This window comes from Rhodococcus sp. NPDC003322, assembly GCF_053589555.1.
This window is the reverse complement of the sequence record NZ_JBSFSC010000007.1, coordinates 190,386-207,948: the sequence shown is the minus strand read 5'-3', so window position 1 is coordinate 207,948 and position 17,563 is coordinate 190,386. Positions and strand designations below refer to the sequence as shown.

Here is a 17,563-nt window from a genome sequence, read left to right as displayed (position 1 = left end):
GGTCCCACGTCGGTTCACCCGCCGCCGTCGGGCACCCGCACCTCGACGCGTGTTCCCGCGCCGGGCGCCGACACCACGTCGAGAGTGCCGCCGACCGCCTCGACGCGCAGTGCCGCCGACGCGAGGCCGATGTGTCCCTCGCCCACCCGCTCCGGGAGGACGGCGGGGTCGAATCCGACGCCGTCGTCGGCGACGACCAGTCCGATCGAGTCGGCATCCCGGGTCAGGCGCATCTCGACGGTGCCGGCACGAGCGTGCCGCTCCACGTTCGCCAACGCCTCCCGCGCGGTGCGGTAGAGCAGCGCCTCGCCTTCCGGGTGGCGCCCCACGTCGTCGAGGTCCAGGCGCACGGCGTGTCCCGACCGACGGGCGGACGCCTCCCCCAGCTCCCGGAGCGCGGCCGCCAGTCCCAACTGCTCGAGCACCTGGGGATGCAGCGTGGTGACCGTGGAGCGCAGCTGCCCGGCCGCCACCCGCAACGCCGACTCCGCCGCGGCCACCGCCGGGTCCGCGGTCCGTTCCAGCGCCTCCTCCAGATCCATCCGGGCCGCGAGCACCGTTTGCAGCGGGCCGTCGTGCAGGTGCTCGGCGAGCCGCCGACGCTCGCGTTCCTCGGCATCCATCGATTCCGCCAGCAGTCGGCGACGGACGTCGAGCAGCCCCACCACGGTCCCGGAGCGGTGCACCAGCACCGTGCAGAGCGCGGTCGTCGCGGCGGTCAGCCACAGCAGGAACCCCACGTAGAGGTAGACGACGCCGGGCAGGTCGACGGTGTCGTCGCGCACCGCGTAGAACAGCCACACCACGTAGAACCCGGCGGCCGTGCACAACCCGAGCGCCGCGGTGAGTCCGGGGCGGTACTGGAACGCCACCGCCACCGGCAGCACGAAGAACACCGGCAGCAGCTGGGCGGTCCCGGCGCCGGACGCCACGCACAGCGCAAGCAGCGCGGTGATGTCGACGGCCGTCGAGACCCAGCCCGCCCACGATCCGACCCGCCCACGCCACACCACCGCCAGCCACACCACCGCCACGACGGCATAGCAGGCCAGCACGGTCCAGAACACCGCCGGCATCCAGTGCTCCACCGGGACAACGGGACCCAGCGTCGCGATCAGGACGATCAGCGGCAGCCGCAGCACCGCGGCGACCCGGACGGTCTGCGCCTCGTACCGTCCGATCACCCGGTCCGCGAACTCGGTCACTCCAGCAACCCTCGACGCATCGCCTCGGCGACCGCAGCGGCCCGATCCGAGACGCCGAGCTTCTCGTACAGCCGCTGCGCATGGGTCTTGACGGTCGAGGGGGCCAGGAACAGGTCGGCGGCGATCGCGGGAAGGCTCTGCCCACGGGCGATGCCGGCGAGCACCTCCCGTTCGCGAGCACTCAGCGCAGGCCCGGACGGCTCGGCCCGACGGTGCACCTCGCCGACCAGGCCCGCGGCGACATCCGCGGGCAGCACGTCGCGGCCCTTCGCGCAGTCGAGGACTGCGGTGACGATGTCCGCACGGGTCGATTCCTTCGGCAGGAACCCGGAAGCCCCCGACTGCAGCGCGTGATAGACGATGGCCGACTCGTCGTGCGCCGACAGCAGCAGCACCCGCGTGCCGAGCTCGTCGCGTCGGACCGCCGCCGCGACCTGCGCGCCGTCCAGGTGCGGCATCCGGTAGTCGAGCAGTGCCACCTGCGGGTGCTCGGCGCGGATCAGGTCCAGCGCCGCGATGCCGTCGTCCGCCTCCCCGACCACCTCGACCAGGCCGCTGCCGGTCAGTGCCCGCACCACGCCCTCACGGAACATCGGGTGATCGTCGCCGACGACCACCCGCACCTTCGCGACGTTCGTTCCCGCGGAGCCGGAACCGGCCATGGCTCACTGTCTCACGGTCCCGTCGGACAGGCACCCGATTGGACGGATGCTCGTCCTCCCCCGATCGGGGGACACCGATGTCGTCCCGAACGTGGACCGGACGGCGGACGCGCCGGGCGCGCGGTCCGGCGCACAGTTGGTCACATCGCCGGGAACGACAGTCCGGCACCAACCAAGAGACCACGGCACCACAGGAGCTGTCATGAAAACCACCACCGGTCGGGTCACCCGATTTCTCACCCAGCCCGCCGCCGCGCTCGCGGCCACCGGCGCCGCGGTCGCGTTCGGTGGGGTCGCGACCGCGAGCACACGTCCGACGATCGCGATGGCGATCACCAACCGCTCGGCGGTCCCGATCCACCTCGTGGACCGGTCACCGGGGTTCGGCTGGTGGCGCTCCGCCCCGCCCGACACGATCCCGCCCCACACCACGGTGGTCGTCACGGCACTCACCCAGGATCCGGGCGGCGCGATCTCGGCGACCTACCAGCTGCCCGGGAATGCGCGGGCCACGTTCGCCGCCAACAACTTCGGGACGGGCGTCGACCTCGACGGCACCGAGGTCACCGGCGGCGACCGCTGGAGCCTGGGCCGCACGGTCCATGCCGGTCACCCCGACATGTCCGCCACCTACACCCTCGTCGGGACGCCGTGACGACGAGACAGACCAGCAGGCCGGAGGGGGCGGCCGTGCGACGCAGGTGCGCGCGGCCGCTTCCTCACCCCTCGATCCCGAAATCCTCACCACTGCAAAGGAAGAAGACATGATCAGCACCCCGTCCCGCCACCTCGCCCGCTATGCGGTCCTGCCGTTGGCCGCACTCGTCGCGGTCGGCACCGCCGTCGCCGTCGGCGGCACCGCAACCGCGGGCACCCTCCCCGCCACCGGCCCGACCGTCGCGATGACCATCACCAACGACACGAACGACACGATGATCCTGCAGGGGTCGGACAACCCGTACGGGCGGTGGATCAACGGGCCGCAGGCGATCATTCCGGCGCACTCGCAGTCGATCGTGACCGCGGCCAACAGCGATCCGGGCGGCATCGGGGTCGACGTCACGTACTCGGTGCCGGGTGGTGACGCGGTCTTCATGGCCAACAACTACTCGTACAACGGCGGGGACCTCAACGGCACCCGACTCGAGGGACAGGCCGCAGGCCGATACCGCCTCGACAGCCGGATGGACACCGGCTTCCCGTACCTCAACGCCGGGTACACCGTCGGCCCGCGTCCCCTCTTCGGTTCCAGCTAGCCGCCACCCCCCTATCCACGAATGACCGAATGTGGGATTCGATCAGTTGGACTGATCGAATCCCACATTCGGTCATTGGTGGGCGGTGGTGTCAGCGCTCGTGGCGCGGCTTCCAGACGACGATGGAGTTGTTGCGGGGCACGGGCACCAGGTCGCGGCGGTAACCGGTGGCGAGCCGGGCGATCTCCGCGGCCATCTCGGTGACGCGGCTCTGCAGGGCCTGCACCTCGTTGGTCAGTTCGATGATCCGCTTGATCCCCGCGAGGTTGACGCCCTCGTCCTGGGACAGCCGCTGCACCTCCCGCAGCAGGGCGACGTCCCGCGGCGAGTACCGGCGTCCGCCGCCGGTGGTGCGGTGCGGGGTGACCAGTCCGAGTCGGTCGTAGTTACGCAGCGTCTGCGCGTGCATCCCCGCCAGTTCGGCCGCCACCGAGATGACGAAGACCTGTGCATCGGGGTCGAGCGCGCCGTCCTGGTTCTGATCCTTGGCCATGACTCACCTCCGCACGGTCCTGAGTGTGGTGTCGGTACGGTACCGGGCCATCAGGCACCGGCCCAGCCTGCGCGCGGATCGAATCCGCTTGCCTTCTCGACCTCGAGGTACGCGGCCAGTGCCTCGGTGGCCTTCTCGTCGAGATGCGTGGGCACCGCGACCTTGACGGTCACCAGCAGGTCGCCGGCGCCACCTGAGCGCTTGGGTACGCCGCGCCCGCGGACCCGCAGGATGCGACCGTCGACGGTGCCGGCGGGGACCTTCACTCCGACGCGTCCCTCCAGGGTCGGGACCGACAGCGTGGTGCCGAGCACCAGTTCGCCGTAGCTGACCGGCACGATGACGGTCAGGTCGTCGCCGCTGCGGCCGAACACCTTGTCCGGGTTGACGTGCACGGTGACGTACAGGTCGCCGGACGGTGCGCCCCGCATGCCGGCCTCGCCCTGGCCGGCGAGGCGGATCTTCTGCCCGTCGCTGACGCCGGCGGGGATGCGGACGGTGATGGAGCGGGTGCGGTTCTGCACGCCGGTGCCGTGGCAGTCGGAGCACGGGTCGTCGATGATCGAGCCGGTGCCGCGGCAGTCGTCGCAGGGCTCGCTGAATCCGAAGGCGCCCTGGTTGCGGCTGACGATGCCGGAACCGTTGCAGCGCGGGCACACTCGCGGGCTGGTGCCCGGCTTGGCGCCGCTGCCGTGGCAGGTGGTGCACGACGCGGGGCTGGTCAGGCGCAGCGGCACGGTGACGCCGGTCGCCGCCTCGCGGAAGGGCAGGGTGGTCTCGGCCTCCACGTCGGAGCCGCGTTGCGGCCGGGCCGCGGTGGTGCGGGTGCCCCCGCGCCCACCGAACAGGCCACCGAACAGGTCGCCGAGGCCGCCGTCACCGCCGGCGCCGCCGCCGAACAGGTCGCCGATGTTGAATTCGCCGCTGAAGCCGGTACCGCCGGTGGTGTATTCGCCGCCGGGCGCGAAACCGCCGCGACCGAAGCCGCCGCCACCGCCTGCGAACAGCCGGCGGGTCTCGTCGTACTCCTTGCGCTTGGCGGGGTCCGACAGCACTGCGTTGGCCTCGCTGACCGCCTTGAAGCGTTCCTCGGCGGCGGTGTCACCGGGATTGGCGTCGGGATGCAGGTCCCGCGCCAGTTTCCGGTAGGCCTTCTTGATCTCGTCGGCCGAGGCGTCGGAGGAGACACCCAGGTCCTTGTAGAAGTCCTTCTCGATCCACTCCCGTTGGCTCACCGGGTGCCTCCTCCTCTCACTGTTACTTGTGTGATTACTGTGCGGACTCGTCCGCGGCGGGCTCGCCGTCGGTGACCGTCACCATCGCGTGCCGGAGCACGCGATCGCCGAGCTTGTATCCCTTGCGCAGCACCGTGCCGAGCACCGGGTTGTGGCCCTCGCCCTCCATCTGCACGGCCTCGTGCAGATCCGGAGCGAAGACGTCGCCCTCCTGCCCGAACGCGATCAGCCCGATGCCGTCGAACACGCCGGACAGCTTGTCGGACAGTGCCTTCAGCGGACCCGAGTCGAGGTCGCCGTGGGCGCGGGCCCGGTCGAGGTCGTCGGCCACGTCGAGGAACTTGGTGACGATCGCGACCTTGGCGTTGTCCACCGCCTCGGCCTGACGGATCTTGAACTTGCGCAGGTCGTTGGCGTGATCGGCCTTCGCGTAGCCCAGGTCCTTGACAGCCTGGTCCCGCTCCACGATGGCCTTGGCCAGCTCGTCGACCTCGATCTCCGCCGCGGGCCCGGCCGCCGCGTCAGCGGCGGCCGGGGTGGTGTCGGCGTCGACGACGGGCGCGTCGGCCGACTCGCGGTCGGGGTTCTCCGCCGTCACTTCTTGTCCTGGTCGCTCGGCTCGTCCACGACCTCGGCGTCGACGACGTCGCCGTCCTGGGCCGGGCCGGCACCGTCACCGGCGGCGGCGGACTCTGCGGCCTGCGCGTCGTAGATCGCCTGCCCCAGTGCCTGGGACTCGGTGGCGAGCTTCTCGACCGCGGACTTGACTGCGGCGATGTCGCTGCCGGCCAGGGCGGTGTTGGCCTCGGTGATCGCGGCCTGCACCTTCTCCTTGACGTCGGCCGGGACCTTGTCCTCGTTGTCCTTGATGAACTTCTCGGTCTGGTGCACCAGCGACTCGGCCTGGTTGCGGACCTCGGCCTCCTCGCGGCGGGCCTTGTCCTCCTCGGCGTGCGCCTCGGCGTCCTTGACCATCCGGTCGATCTCCTCCTTGGACAGGCCGGAGCCGTCCTGGATCTTGATCGTGTTCTCCTTGCCGGTGCCCTTGTCCTTCGCGGTGACGTGCACGATGCCGTTGGCGTCGATGTCGAAGGTGACCTCGATCTGCGGCACGCCGCGCGGGGCCGGCGGGATGCCCGCGAGCTCGAAGGAGCCGAGGAGCTTGTTGTGCGAGGCGATCTCGCGCTCACCCTGGAAGACCTGGATCTGCACGGACGGCTGGTTGTCGTCGGCAGTGGTGAAGGTCTCGGACCGCTTGGTCGGGATGGTGGTGTTGCGCTCGATGAGCTTGGTCATCACGCCACCCTTGGTCTCGATGCCGAGGGACAGCGGGGTGACGTCGAGGAGCAGCACGTCCTTGACCTCGCCCTTGAGGACGCCGGCCTGCAGGGCGGCGCCGACGGCGACGACCTCGTCCGGGTTCACGCCCTTGTTGGGCTCACGGCCACCGGTCAGCTCACGCACCAGGTCGGACACGGCAGGCATGCGGGTGGAGCCACCGACGAGCACGACGTTGTCGATGTCGCCGACGGAGATGCCCGCGTCCTTGATGACGGACTGGAACGGTGCGCGGGTGCGGTCCAGCAGATCGGAGGTGATCTTCTGGAACTCGGCGCGGGTGAGCTGCTCGTCGAGGAAGAGCGGGTTCTTGTCCGCGTCGACGGTGATGTAGGGCAGGTTGATGGAGGTCGACTGCGAGGACGACAGCTCGATCTTCGCCTTCTCCGCGGCCTCGCGCAGACGCTGCAGGGCCATCTTGTCCTTGGTCAGGTCGATGCCGCTGGACGCCTTGAACTTGTCGACGAGCCAGTTGACGACTCGCTCGTCCCAGTCGTCGCCGCCGAGGTGGTTGTCACCGGAGGTCGCGCGGACCTCGACGACACCGTCGCCGATCTCGAGCAGGGACACGTCGAAGGTGCCGCCACCGAGGTCGAAGACCAGGATGGTCTGCTCCTTCTCACCCTTGTCGAGGCCGTACGCCAGCGCGGCCGCGGTGGGCTCGTTGACGATGCGGAGCACGTTCAGGCCGGCGATCTGGCCCGCTTCCTTGGTGGCCTGTCGCTGCGCGTCCTCGAAGTAGGCGGGGACGGTGATGACGGCGTCGGTGATCTCCTCACCGAGGTACGCCTCGGCGTCGCGCTTGAGCTTCATCAGCGTGCGCGCGCTGATCTCCTGCGAGGTGTACTTCTTGTCGTCGATGGCGACGGTCCAGTCGGTGCCGATGTGGCGCTTGACCGAGCGGATCGTGCGGTCGACGTTGGTGACCGCCTGGTTCTTCGCGGGCTGGCCGACGAGCACCTCGCCGTTCTTGGCGAAGGCGACGATCGACGGGGTGGTGCGCGAGCCCTCGGAGTTGGCGACCACTACGGGCTCGCCGCCTTCGAGCACTGCCACGACCGAGTTGGTGGTCCCGAGGTCGATACCGACCGCACGAGCCATAGTGATTCCTCCTACGTGTTGCAGCACTCCGGCCAGGGTTCGGCCGGATTGTCGTGCTGGTGTTTCTCAGCTTCCTCACCCTAAGTGAGTGGCACAGGCTCAAGTTTGCAATGCCCGGTTTCGGGAGTCAAGCCAAACTTGAGTCATCCACACTCAAGGCTGTCGAGAGGGTCAACGGGCACCCCCGCAGGTTTGTTCCCGGACAGGGCGCTTCATCGCGATGTGATCCCCACCACTCCGGGGGAGGTAGGCGGGAGCGCGGCGCGTGGCCGGATCGGCGGGCGCCCCGGCGTGGATCCTCCGGGACCCGCAGGGCGGACGCCTACGATCCCGGAATGGACAACACAGGCGAGCAGGACCCGGGCGCGACCGGCCACCCCGGGGTCTCGCACCGCCCGCCTCCCCCGCGACCGGAGTTCCACGTCGAACCCCGCCGCCCCTCCACCGGCGACGCGACACCGCGACCGTTGCGGGCGGCGGTCGGCTGCTGGATCGCCTCGCTCGCGGTGCTGATCGGGATCGCCGCCGCCACCGCCCTCGACCTCGCCGACGTCCGCGACGCCCTCGAGTCGTCGCTCGCCGGGGAGAGCCCGGACACCTCCAGCGCGGACATCGCGGACGCGGTCTCGCTGACGCTGCTCGGCTGCGCGGCGGCAGGCGCGGTGCTGTTCGTGGCGGCCCTGATCGGGCTGCAGGTGTTGCGCGCACGGCGGGCCGCCGGCCGGATCGTGCTGGCGGTCGTCGGCGCGGCGTCGGTCGCGGCGGCGTTCGTGTTCTGGTCGCTGCTCGCCGACGCGACGGACGCGACGGGCGGTGTGCTGCAATGGGCGCCGACGGTCTACGTGCTGCTGGTGATCGCCGGCGTGGCATTGCTCTTCACCCCCGCCGTCACGGACTGGCTGCGCGGGCGGCGCTGACGGTCACACCGACAGGTGCAGTTCGGTGTGCCTGCGCACCAGCAGGCTCGGCGCCCAGGCCGCGTCTACCAGCTCGATGCGATCGCTGCGGTCGAGCAGCATCCGGAGCGCGATCTGTGCCTCCGCGCGGGCCAGCGCCGCCCCGACGCAGAAGTGGGCGCCCTTACCGAATGCCAGATGCGCCTTGAGGTTCGGCCGGTGCAGCCGCATGTCGTCCGGATCCTCGAACACCGCGGGGTCGCGGTTGGCCGATCCCCACAGCAGCAGCAGGTGGTCGTCAGCGGCGAGCCGGACGCCGCCGAGCGTGGTGTCACGGGTGACGTGCCGGTGGTGCCCGCGGAACGGTGACTCGAACCGGAGCACCTCGTCGAGGAACGGGGCGATCAGGTCCGGGTCCGCACGAAGCCGCGCCTGCAGGTGCGGACGGTCGGCGAGCAGGCGGGCCGACGATCCGATCAGCCCGGCGGTGGACTCGCCTCCGGCGCCGACCAGTTGCACCAGGATCAGGACCGCCACGTCAACGGTCAGGGCGCCGGCCGCACACGCCCCGGCCAGGTCGCCGAGCAGACAATCCCGGTTGCCGTGCGGATCATGCTGCGCCCGTTCGAAAGTCGTGTACAGGTGGCCGGTCAGCCGCGCCGCCGCGGCCGTCAGCCGGGGCAGTTCGGCCTCGCCGATCACACCGCTGAGCATCTCCGTGCTGTCGTAGGACCAGGTCAGCAGCTGCGGCACGTCGTCCTCGGGCAGACCGATCAGCCGCGCGACCATGGTCATGGGCAACCGGTCGGCGACCGCGGCGGCCCAGTCGATGCGGCGGCCGTGGAGTCCCTCGTTCCACAACCGGTTCGCGAGAGCGCGCATCTCCGGTTCCAGCGCGCGGATCCGCTTGGCCACCAGTGTCGGCAGCACGAGTTTGCGATGCGCGGCGTGGGCGGGGTCGTCGGCGGTGGCGAGGACGTGAACCGCGCGGCCGTCCCCGCTCATGTCGAAGGGCGCCGGCCCGATCGGCCCGTGCGCGAGGGCGCCGGTCAGGTTCGACGAGAAGTCGTCAGTGCGAGTGGTGGCGTCGGCGACCAACTCCGCGGTGGACACCAGGTGGAAGCGGGTACCGGGGATCCGGAACACCGGCGCCTCCCGTCGCAGCCGCGCGTACAGCGGGTACGGGTCGTCGAGCGCGTCCGGGGCGAACACGTCGATCGTCGGTGCGTCGGTCACGTCTGCGGCCCTCCCGTTGTCCTGCGGTTCCGGGCCACCGTGGCAGCCACGGATCGGCACCGTCAATACCTCGACGGAAAGTGAGAATCCGCGGGACAGCAGGGGCCGCACTGCGTCTCAGCGCGGCCGGCGTCCGCGCAGGCCGGGCGCGAACCGGGCTGGACGAATCGGTGCCTGGCGTCTCACACTGAGACGGTTTCGGCACCCGGGTTTCAGGAGATTTCGATGGCGGATCGCACCGACTGGCTCACCGGATCGACCCGGCGGACCGCCGCCACCGAGCGCATTCTCGTCGCCGCGGCTGCGGTGCTCGCCGAGCGTGGATTCGACGCGGTCACGGTCGACGCCGTCGCGGACCGGGTCGGCTGCTCCCGCGCGACGCTGTACCGGCACGTCGGTGGCAGGCAGGCGATTCTCGACGGGGTCCTCGCCCGCGCGGCGACCGATGTCGCGCGTCAGGTGTCCGCGGCGGTTGCCGGACTGGACGGGGCGGACCGGGTGGTGGAAGCGATCCTCACGTCGGTGCGGGCGGTCCGCGGCGACGCGGCCCTGCACGGCTGGTTCAGCGGATCGCGCACCCGCGATGTCGACGACCACCTCGCCGGTTCACCACAACTGGGGTCCCTGTCCGCGACCCTCAGCGGACTCTCACCGTCCGACGAGGGTGTGCAGTGGACGGTGCGGGTGGTGCTGATGCTGCTGTCCTGGCCGGTGCCCGATCCGGACGCCGAACGCCGGCTGGTGCGGCGTTTCGTGGCACCGGCATTCGCGTGAGGTCCTGACCGGAAAGGCCGTGTTCCTCGCCGGGCGACGAAACGACGTCGAACGGCGCGACGACGACTGCCGGTGCAGTCGCCGCGGACCGTCTACGTCCGCGCGGGCGTCTCCCACTCGGCGATCTGCGTCTCGAGGTCGCGCTCCTCCTGCGTACTGGCAACCATCAGCGCAACGGTCACCGCCGCGAGGACCACCATGCCGACGCCGAAAGCGGGAAACAGCAACGTCGTCACCGACATTCCGGTCGGTTCGGGCGCGCTCGGATCCACGTGCACCCGCACACCGGCCATCCCGGTGTAGTGCAGCGACACCACCGCCAGACCCATCACCAGCGCCGCAGGCACCTGCAGGAACCATCGATTCGCCACCTGCGAGAACCACAACGCCGCGGTCGCGGCGACCACACCTATCACGATCGACGCGACCACCAGGCCCGAATCGTGGTCGATCGAACCCTGGATACGGATCGCCCACATCCCGGTGTAGTGCATCGCGCTGACCGCCGCGCCCATCACGACACCTGCGAGCACCAGTCGCACGCCCCGACCGCCACAGCCTCCCGCGGCGGACCCGACCACCACCAACCCTAAGGAGGTTGCTCCGACCGAAAGGCCAGAGTTCACGAAGATCAGCCACTCGACAGCGAACCCTGAATTGGCATGCGAAACGCTTGTTTACCTGAGTGGCAACTGAATTCGGCTGCAGAGTAACACCCATCGGGAGGTAAAGGGTGTGCCACGTTCGCCCACGGCGGCGGCTGCTCGACACCCGTCCGGCGCCCTCGGACAGGACGCGGTCACCGCAGGTCGGCGAGGACCCCTTCGGCGCTGCGTGCGGCGACCGCGCAGGCACGTGCGGTGAACCGGTCGACGAGGGGGTGCTCCGCCCGGGTGCGCCAGTAGCGGACGGCGCCGAGCGCGAGGTCGCGTTGTCGGGCGACTGCGGCATCGGGTTCGAGCCCGAGCCGCGCGGAGGCCGCGATGCCGTACCCGCCGATCAACCGTTGCAGGTGCACGGCGTCGTCCTCCGACAGGGTCAACGGCGTGGACCGGAGCCGGCCGAGGAGGCGAATCTCCTGGAACCCGTGCGCATCCGACAGGGTGCGCTTGACCGCGTCCAGGACCCGCCCCGCGTCGACGCCCGGTTCGACGGCGAGCACCCGCTCGACCGCGAGCAGCGCCGAGTGCGCCTTCAACTGGTCGGCGCGCTGCCCGAACTGGACGTCGATGACCTGGCGCAGTTCGTTCAGTCCGCTGCGTTCGACGAGTTCGGCGGCGAGTGACGGCGAGTCCGCGGTGCCGAGCTTGATCAGCGCGACCGCCAGCCGAATACCGAACAGCCCGAATCGATGTGCGAGCTGGGTGCGGAGTTCGGCGGAGACGGGAAGCGGGCTGTCGGGGCGGGCGAACCGGTCCGCGGACAGCATCGCGACCTGGAGGTCGTCGGCCGGAACGGAGGCGAGCGCACGGAATGCCTCGTACTCGCTCTGCCTCAGGGTGCGGGCACCGAGCGCGAGCAGTCCGGCGACGGGGACGACGGCCTGGCACAGTCCGGTGCGTTCGAGTTCACCGGCGAACCGGGCCGCGACGTCCTTCGCGGACGTCATCGCGTCGATCCGGCCCGCGCCGACCTCGTCGGCCCGGGACACCACGCCGACGACGCCGAGCGGGCCGGACTCGCCGCCGACGTGCGCCCCGATCTGCCCGAGGAACTGCACGTCGGACGCACCGAGGTTGCGCAGCAGGTACACCACCGCGTCCGCCCCGGACGCCCCGCCCTCCGGGGTCAGCATCCGCAGGGTGCGGGCGGAAACGTCCTTCGACAGCGACGAGGTGCCGGGGGTGTCGATGATGGTGGTGTGCTGCAGCGCCCGCGCCGGCCATTCCACCTCGAGCCGATCCACCTCGGACGCGGTCAACTCGCCGAGGTCGAAGGTGAGGCTGCCGTCGCGTCGTTGCACCGGCACGTTGACGGTGTGGTCGTGGCCGTACCGGGCGGTGACGGTGGGCGTGGCGCCGCTGCGGTACCACGTCACCACCCGGGTGCACTCGGTGGCGTCGGTGGGAGCGATGTCCTGTCCGACAATCGAATTGAGCAGAGTCGACTTCCCGGCCTTCAGCGAGCCGGCCAGCGCGACCCGCAGCGGCTCCTCCAGTCGGCGGGCGCAGTCGTCGAGTTGGGCGCGCGCACCCGTGCCCGAGACCCCTCGGGCGGCGCCGATCAGGTCGCGGGCAGTGGCCAGCGCAGTGGCGCTCACGCACCGACCTCCGCGACTGCCGCTCGGACGTGGGCGAGGACGCGCATCTGTTCCTCGATCTCGGCGATCCGGCGGGTGCGCTGCGCACTGGCCAGGTTCGCGGCCTCCTGAGCCCCGCGCAGCGACTCGCCGAGCGAGCGCAGCGTCTGTTCCGCGATCGCGGAGAAGTGGTCGCGCAGCGCCCGTTGGATCAGCCGCAGGCGGTCCTTCGACTCCTTGCTCACCTGGAAACTGACGTCGTCGACGAACCGGCGGATGGCCATCTTGGCCTCGCTGCGGCGCTTGAGGACTCGGCCCTGGCGGTCCTCCCGGTACGCCTTGGTGCCGAGCAGCAGACCGGCGCCGACCGAGATCGGGTTCACCAACGCCATGCCCATCATGGTGGTGATCAGGCCGAACATCAGCACACCGCCGTACGAGCCGCGCATCCCGACCAGCACCTTCTGGGTGATGCCGATCCGACCGGACTCCAGATCCGACAGTGCGGCAACGGGTTCGAGCACACCGTCGAGGTCGGCGACGTCGAGGTGCGGCAGCGCGACGGCGCCGGAGTCGGCGAAGTGCCCGGCGACCACCTCCGCCAGCCACACGGAACGGTCGTGCGCCCACACGAAGTTGTCGCCGATCGAGGTGGCGACCTGCTGCTGCAGCCACTCCCCCAACTGCGGCCAGTCCTTGCCGGGGTCGCCGTCGTCGACGGTCTCCTCGGCCTCCCTCGTGACGCGCCGCAACCGGTCGCGCAGGTCGTGGTCGATGTCGGCCGCGAGGTCCGCGATGCCGTCGGCGAGCGTCTGCTGCCACAGCGAGGACTTCTTCTGCAGCTCCTCGGCCACCGCCTTCGCCTTCTGCAGTTCCGCGACGGCCGCGGCGCCCTTGGCCGGATCCCGCAGGGCCGCAAGCTCGCTGCCGAGGGTGAGGGTGAGATGCTCGGCCGCGGACCGGACGTCGAGAGCGACGGACCGGCGGGTGGCGGCCTCCGTGCGAGTGCGCACCTGCTCACGCAGGAAGTCGTACAGTGCGGCAAACCCGGACTCGGCATTCAGGTCCGCGTCCTGCAGCCGCAGCGCGTGCGTGCGCAGCAGGGACGAGACCGGGATCAGCGGCACCTCCAACCCAGCCCGGTCCAGGTGCCCGCGGTCGGCGTCGACGATCTCCCGCCAGTGCGGGTACAGGTCGGTCTTGCTGACCAGACACGCGACCGCCGGGCACAGTGCACGGACCTGCCGGAGGAACGCCAGTTCGGGTTCGGTGAACTCCTGGCTGGCGTCGGAGAGCACCAGCACCGCGTCGGCCGCGGTGAGCAGGCCGAGTGTGCTTGCCGCGTGCGGATTTCCGTGTCCGCCGACGCCCGGCGTGTCGACCAGGACGAGGCCGTCGGCGAGAAGTGGACTGGGCACTTTCACCTCGACCCGCAGCACCTCCCGGCCACCGGCGAGGGGGGTCGTCGGTGTCAGCGCGGCGAGCTCGTCGATCGGGACCGGCACGCGCACCGGGTCGAGTCCGGGTTCGGCGAGTACCAGTTCGGCGGACGGGGACTGCGCGTTCTGCACCACCGTCGCGACGGCGGTCGTCTCGTCGTCGCCGACCGAGCAGATGTTCAGGTTGAGCAGCGCGTTCACGAGCTGACTCTTGCCCTGCTTGAGCTGTCCGACCACGACGACGCGCATCCGGGGGTCGACGAGGCGGCTGCGGGCACCGGCGAGACGGGTGCCCAGGTCTGCGCGGCCTGCGGCGCGGGCTATCGCCCCGACCTCGTCCAGCAGGCCGACGAGCTGCCCCGCAGCAGCGGGGGCCTCGGTGGGCGGCATCGTCGTACCGGATGCGTTGTCCATGAACCCGACTCACACTTCTCTCCGCGAAGACCGGCCCCGCACAACTGTCTACCGTGTGCGGGGCCGATTCCGTTACAGGGACGGGTGCGGGGGCACTCAGTGGTGCAGCGGGTCCACCAGCGAGGTGCCCTCGTCGACGTGCGGGTCGACGACGGTGTGGTCCTCCCCGAACAGGCTGTCGCCGGTGTTCGAGAACAGGCCGCTGTCGGTGGCGGAGGTCTCGGCCCCGAAGGCGTGCGAGGCGTCGAGCGACGTCCACGCGTTGGACGCCCCCGCGGCCGCACCGTGCAGGCCCGAGGTGAGGTCGCCGACGAGCCCGGAATCGGCGCTCGCGCCGGCCGTCGAAACACCGGATGCAGCAGCGGTTCCCGATCCGCCGGCGTCGACACCGCCCGAACCGGACACCGCGCCCGCACCGGACGCACCGCCCGTCACGTCGCCGGCGAACCCGCCACCGAGGCCCGCCGCCACGTCGAGTCCGGAGGTGAGACCCGCGCCCGCGTCGGCGAGCCCGGACACCGCGCCACCGAGCCCCGCACCCGCGCCGGCGAGACCGGAGACCGCACCGTCGAGCCCCGCACCCGCGCCGGCGAGACCGGACACCGCGCCACCGAGCCCCGCACCCGCGTCGGCCGCGGTGTGCAGCGTCCCGGAGAGGTCGGCGCCGAGCCCGGTGCCCGCGTCGATCAGTCCCCCGAGGCCGCCGCCGAGGCCGGCGGTGAGCCCCCCACCGAGCCCGGCGAGGGTGTCGATTCCGCCGTTCGCGGCGCCGGTGAGCGCGGTGTTCAGGTCGGCGCCTGCGGTGCCGCCCGCCTCGACCGCGCCTCCCAGCGCCGTGCCGAGGGATCCGGCGAGACCGGTACCCGCGTCGACGACGCCGCCGACGGTCCCGGTCGCACCGAGCAGCCCGTCCAGTCCGGTCGTGAGGCCGCCACCGAGGCCCAGCACGGATTCGAGCGCGGCACCGAGACCGGCCCCGGCCTCCCCGCCCGCGCCGAGGGCGCCGCCCAGCGCGGCGCCGAGGTTCACCCCGGCACCACCTGCGAGATCAAGGTCGGTGGCGAGGTCACCACCGAGGCCGGCACCGAGCACCCCTCCGAGCGCGGCGCCGAGATCGGATCCGGCCTCGCCACCGACGCCGAACGCGCTCTCGAGCACGCCGACCAGACCGCCACCGGCGGCCGCTTCCAGGTCGACGACGTCGAGGGCACCGTTCAGTGCCGCCCCCAGGTCGCCGGTCAGCGCGCTGTCGACGCCGAGCGCACCACCGAGCGCGGAGCTGACGGCGCCGCCGAGTCCGCCCTCGACCCCGAGCAGGCCACCGAGGCCCGCCTCGCCGCCGAGTGCGCCGTCCAGTGCGGTCCCGAGGGCCGCACCGAGCTGGCCGCCGAGCGCGCCGTCCGCGCCGAGCGCGGCGCCGAGAACACTGCTCAGGTCGACACCCACACCGGCGTCCAGGCCGCCGCCGAGCAGACCCGACAGGTCGAGCTCGGTCAGCCCGCCTGCGCCGAGCGCACCGCCGAGGGCCCCACCGAGGTCGCCGACGAGGGTGCTGTCGAGATCGAGCGCACCGCCGAGAGCGGTGCTCAGCGCGCCACCCAGATCGAGGCCGCCCCCGAGCGCGGCGTCCAGCGCGCCGCCGAGTCCGCCGCCGGCACCGAGCGCCCCACCCAGGACGCCGCCGAGCGCGCCACCGAGGTCCGCGCCGATCCCGCCACCGGCACCGAGCGCGCCGCTCAGCGCCGTGCTCAGGGTCGCGCCCAGCCCACCACCGAGGCCGCCGGCCAGGTCCAGCAGTCCGCCCGCGCCCAGCGCCGCGTCGAGTGCCGTCCCCAGCTCCGCGGTCACGCCGCCACCGATTCCGAGGGCACCGCCGAGCGCACCGGCCAGGTCGCCGCCCAGCCCGAGGGTGCTGTCGAGATCGAGGCCACCGCCCGCGTTCACCAGCGCGCCGAGCACGCCGCCGAGCGCACCGCCGAGGTCCGCGCCGATCTCGCCGCCGGCACCGAGCGCGCCACCGAGGGCGGTGCTCAGTGCGGCGGTCAGGTCGCCGCCGAGCGCGCCACCGAGGCCACCCGCGACGTCGAGGACCTCACCGACACCGCCGCCGAGCAGGCCCGACAGTTCGGCACCGAGTCCGCCGCCCAGGCCGAGGGCGGTGTCGAGCGCACCACCGAGGACCGTGGACAGCTCGCCGCCGACGCCGAGCGCACCCCCGAGAGCCGCCCCCAGTCCGGCTCCGAGGTCGAGTCCACCGGTCAGTGCGGACGCCAACTCGGCGCCGATCCCGCCGCCGACGCCGACGGCCCCGCCGAGGACGCCACCGAGCGTGGCACCGAGGTTCGCGCCCAGGTCGCCGCCCACGCCGAACGCGGCTCCGAGCACCGAACTCAGGTCCAGACCACCACCGAGACCGAGGTCGATGTCGGTGACCGCACCGAGCGCGCCACCGAGGGCCGCGCCGAGGTCGGCCGTCAGGTCGCCACCGACACCGAGGGCGCCGCCGAGGGCGGCAGCGACGGAGGTTCCGAGGTCGAGGGCGCCGCCCACGTCCAGACCGCCACCGAGCCCGCCGGACACGTTCAGGGCCGCACCGAGCGCGGCACCGAGTTCGGCCCCGATCTGGCCGCCGATCTGCAGGGCCGCGCCGAGCGCCGCGCTGAGCGCGGCACCGAGATCGGCACCGAGGTCGAGACCGCCACCGAGGTCGCCGCCGACCGCCGCACCGAGGCCGAGCCCCGCGCCGGCACCCAGCCCGAGGCCGCCGCCGAGGCCGGCGCCCAGGCCGCCGCCCAATCCACCGGCGAGGGCCCCGCCGAGCGCGCCGCCCGCGTCACCGCCGGCAGCGAGGATGCTCGTCAACTCGGTGCCGGCGCCGGCGAACAGGCCGGACTCGGCCACCAGTGGCGCCACCGCGGCGATGTCGGCGTGGCAGACGTCGCCGAGGCCGGCGGCCGCGAGCACCGCGTCGGGGTTCGCGCAGTACGCGGCCCGCGCCTCGTCGTCGCGCAGCAGGCTGAGGATGAAATCGAGCAGCGCATTCGTGGCCATGTCGGACTCCTGACGTGTCGGTGGAGCGACAGCGCGATCCACATGGAAAGTGACCCTTCCGACGCTAGGCAGCGGCCTGCGCCTGCCCAACGGGGTCAACTCCCCCCTTTGCGCGGGCCGCCTGGGGGCGGGGGACATAGGGGATCTCGACGGTATAGGGGAAAGGTCCCTCAACTGCGGATATGGGCGTGCAATCGGTAACGGAACCGGCTTTTCTTACGACA

General features: G+C 71.8%; 15 protein-coding genes. 4 read left to right on the top strand and 11 right to left on the bottom strand.

Annotated elements, in window-relative coordinates; translation table 11 throughout:
- Nucleotides 1–14: 14 nt before the first annotated feature.
- Both ACWDUM_RS25835 and ACWDUM_RS25830 read right to left on the bottom strand, forming a co-directional pair.
- Nucleotides 15–1,205, bottom strand: coding sequence for a sensor histidine kinase (locus tag ACWDUM_RS25835; RefSeq protein ID WP_450136187.1), 1,191 nt, complete (start codon nucleotides 1,203–1,205; stop codon nucleotides 15–17).
- On the bottom strand, nucleotides 1,202–1,867 hold the full coding sequence (locus ACWDUM_RS25830) for a response regulator (RefSeq protein ID WP_450136186.1): 666 nt from the start codon (nucleotides 1,865–1,867) through the stop codon (nucleotides 1,202–1,204). Before ACWDUM_RS25830 ends, ACWDUM_RS25835 begins: the two co-directional genes overlap by 4 nt.
- Before the next feature lie 202 nt (nucleotides 1,868–2,069).
- Here ACWDUM_RS25830 and ACWDUM_RS25825 point away from each other — a divergent pair, with 202 nt between their 5' ends.
- Both ACWDUM_RS25825 and ACWDUM_RS25820 read left to right on the top strand, forming a co-directional pair.
- The gene (locus tag ACWDUM_RS25825) at nucleotides 2,070–2,522 is read left to right on the top strand and encodes a hypothetical protein (RefSeq protein WP_450117131.1); all 453 of its coding nucleotides are present in this window, start codon (nucleotides 2,070–2,072) and stop codon (nucleotides 2,520–2,522) included.
- A 109-nt stretch (nucleotides 2,523–2,631) separates the two neighbouring features.
- Nucleotides 2,632–3,123, top strand: coding sequence for a hypothetical protein (locus tag ACWDUM_RS25820; protein ID WP_450136185.1), 492 nt, complete (start codon nucleotides 2,632–2,634; stop codon nucleotides 3,121–3,123).
- Between the two features lie 91 nt (nucleotides 3,124–3,214).
- On the opposite strand, the gene ACWDUM_RS25815 is transcribed toward ACWDUM_RS25820, so the two are convergent.
- The 4 genes from ACWDUM_RS25815 to dnaK are packed head-to-tail and all read right to left on the bottom strand — an operon-like array spanning nucleotide 3,215 to nucleotide 7,290.
- Complete coding sequence (locus ACWDUM_RS25815; protein ID WP_450117129.1) at nucleotides 3,215–3,616, bottom strand: heat shock protein transcriptional repressor HspR; 402 nt, start codon at nucleotides 3,614–3,616, stop codon at nucleotides 3,215–3,217.
- 50 nt (nucleotides 3,617–3,666) lie between these two features.
- Nucleotides 3,667–4,851, bottom strand: coding sequence for a molecular chaperone DnaJ (gene dnaJ, locus ACWDUM_RS25810; protein WP_450136184.1), 1,185 nt, complete (start codon nucleotides 4,849–4,851; stop codon nucleotides 3,667–3,669).
- A gap of 34 nt (nucleotides 4,852–4,885) precedes the next feature.
- Complete coding sequence (gene grpE, locus ACWDUM_RS25805; protein ID WP_450136183.1) at nucleotides 4,886–5,449, bottom strand: nucleotide exchange factor GrpE; 564 nt, start codon at nucleotides 5,447–5,449, stop codon at nucleotides 4,886–4,888.
- The gene (dnaK, locus tag ACWDUM_RS25800; RefSeq protein WP_450117008.1) at nucleotides 5,446–7,290 is read right to left on the bottom strand and encodes a molecular chaperone DnaK; all 1,845 of its coding nucleotides are present in this window, start codon (nucleotides 7,288–7,290) and stop codon (nucleotides 5,446–5,448) included. Before dnaK ends, grpE begins: the two co-directional genes overlap by 4 nt.
- Before the next feature lie 335 nt (nucleotides 7,291–7,625).
- Between dnaK and ACWDUM_RS25795 the strand changes: the two genes are divergently transcribed.
- Nucleotides 7,626–8,207 carry a hypothetical protein gene (locus ACWDUM_RS25795; RefSeq protein ID WP_450136182.1) on the top strand — a complete coding sequence of 194 codons (582 nt, stop codon included), beginning with the start codon at nucleotides 7,626–7,628 and terminating at the stop codon, nucleotides 8,205–8,207.
- A 3-nt stretch (nucleotides 8,208–8,210) separates the two neighbouring features.
- On the opposite strand, the gene ACWDUM_RS25790 is transcribed toward ACWDUM_RS25795, so the two are convergent.
- On the bottom strand, nucleotides 8,211–9,422 hold the full coding sequence (locus ACWDUM_RS25790; protein WP_450136181.1) for a cytochrome P450: 1,212 nt from the start codon (nucleotides 9,420–9,422) through the stop codon (nucleotides 8,211–8,213).
- A gap of 225 nt (nucleotides 9,423–9,647) precedes the next feature.
- Here ACWDUM_RS25790 and ACWDUM_RS25785 point away from each other — a divergent pair, with 225 nt between their 5' ends.
- A complete protein-coding gene (locus ACWDUM_RS25785) occupies nucleotides 9,648–10,196 on the top strand; it encodes a TetR/AcrR family transcriptional regulator (protein WP_450136180.1) in 549 nt (182 codons plus the stop codon).
- Nucleotides 10,197–10,288: 92 nt separating this feature from the next.
- On the opposite strand, the gene ACWDUM_RS25780 is transcribed toward ACWDUM_RS25785, so the two are convergent.
- The 4 genes from ACWDUM_RS25780 to ACWDUM_RS25765 all read right to left on the bottom strand — a co-directional run bounded on the left by ACWDUM_RS25780 (nucleotide 10,289) and on the right by ACWDUM_RS25765 (nucleotide 17,339).
- Nucleotides 10,289–10,738 carry an MHYT domain-containing protein gene (locus ACWDUM_RS25780; protein ID WP_450136179.1) on the bottom strand — a complete coding sequence of 150 codons (450 nt, stop codon included), beginning with the start codon at nucleotides 10,736–10,738 and terminating at the stop codon, nucleotides 10,289–10,291.
- A gap of 257 nt (nucleotides 10,739–10,995) precedes the next feature.
- Nucleotides 10,996–12,456, bottom strand: a complete 1,461-nt coding sequence (locus ACWDUM_RS25775) for a dynamin family protein (RefSeq protein WP_450117013.1) — start codon at nucleotides 12,454–12,456, stop codon at nucleotides 10,996–10,998.
- On the bottom strand, nucleotides 12,453–14,264 hold the full coding sequence (locus tag ACWDUM_RS25770; protein WP_450136195.1) for a dynamin family protein: 1,812 nt from the start codon (nucleotides 14,262–14,264) through the stop codon (nucleotides 12,453–12,455). The genes ACWDUM_RS25775 and ACWDUM_RS25770 overlap by 4 nt, the downstream gene beginning before the upstream one ends.
- Before the next feature lie 120 nt (nucleotides 14,265–14,384).
- The gene (locus tag ACWDUM_RS25765; RefSeq protein ID WP_450136178.1) at nucleotides 14,385–17,339 is read right to left on the bottom strand and encodes an IniB N-terminal domain-containing protein; all 2,955 of its coding nucleotides are present in this window, start codon (nucleotides 17,337–17,339) and stop codon (nucleotides 14,385–14,387) included.
- Nucleotides 17,340–17,563: the final 224 nt, after the last annotated feature.

Coding starts and splice junctions, on each gene's coding strand:
- ACWDUM_RS25830 (WP_450136186.1), bottom strand. CDS start 1,867: ATGGCCGGTTCCGGCTCCGCGGGAACGAACGTCGCGAAGGTGCGGGTG.
- ACWDUM_RS25825 (WP_450117131.1), top strand. CDS start 2,070: ATGAAAACCACCACCGGTCGGGTCACCCGATTTCTCACCCAGCCCGCC.
- ACWDUM_RS25820 (WP_450136185.1), top strand. CDS start 2,632: ATGATCAGCACCCCGTCCCGCCACCTCGCCCGCTATGCGGTCCTGCCG.
- ACWDUM_RS25815 (WP_450117129.1), bottom strand. CDS start 3,616: ATGGCCAAGGATCAGAACCAGGACGGCGCGCTCGACCCCGATGCACAG.
- dnaK (WP_450117008.1), bottom strand. CDS start 7,290: ATGGCTCGTGCGGTCGGTATCGACCTCGGGACCACCAACTCGGTCGTG.
- ACWDUM_RS25795 (WP_450136182.1), top strand. CDS start 7,626: ATGGACAACACAGGCGAGCAGGACCCGGGCGCGACCGGCCACCCCGGG.
- ACWDUM_RS25785 (WP_450136180.1), top strand. CDS start 9,648: ATGGCGGATCGCACCGACTGGCTCACCGGATCGACCCGGCGGACCGCC.
- ACWDUM_RS25770 (WP_450136195.1), bottom strand. CDS start 14,264: ATGCCGCCCACCGAGGCCCCCGCTGCTGCGGGGCAGCTCGTCGGCCTG.
- ACWDUM_RS25765 (WP_450136178.1), bottom strand. CDS start 17,339: ATGGCCACGAATGCGCTGCTCGATTTCATCCTCAGCCTGCTGCGCGAC.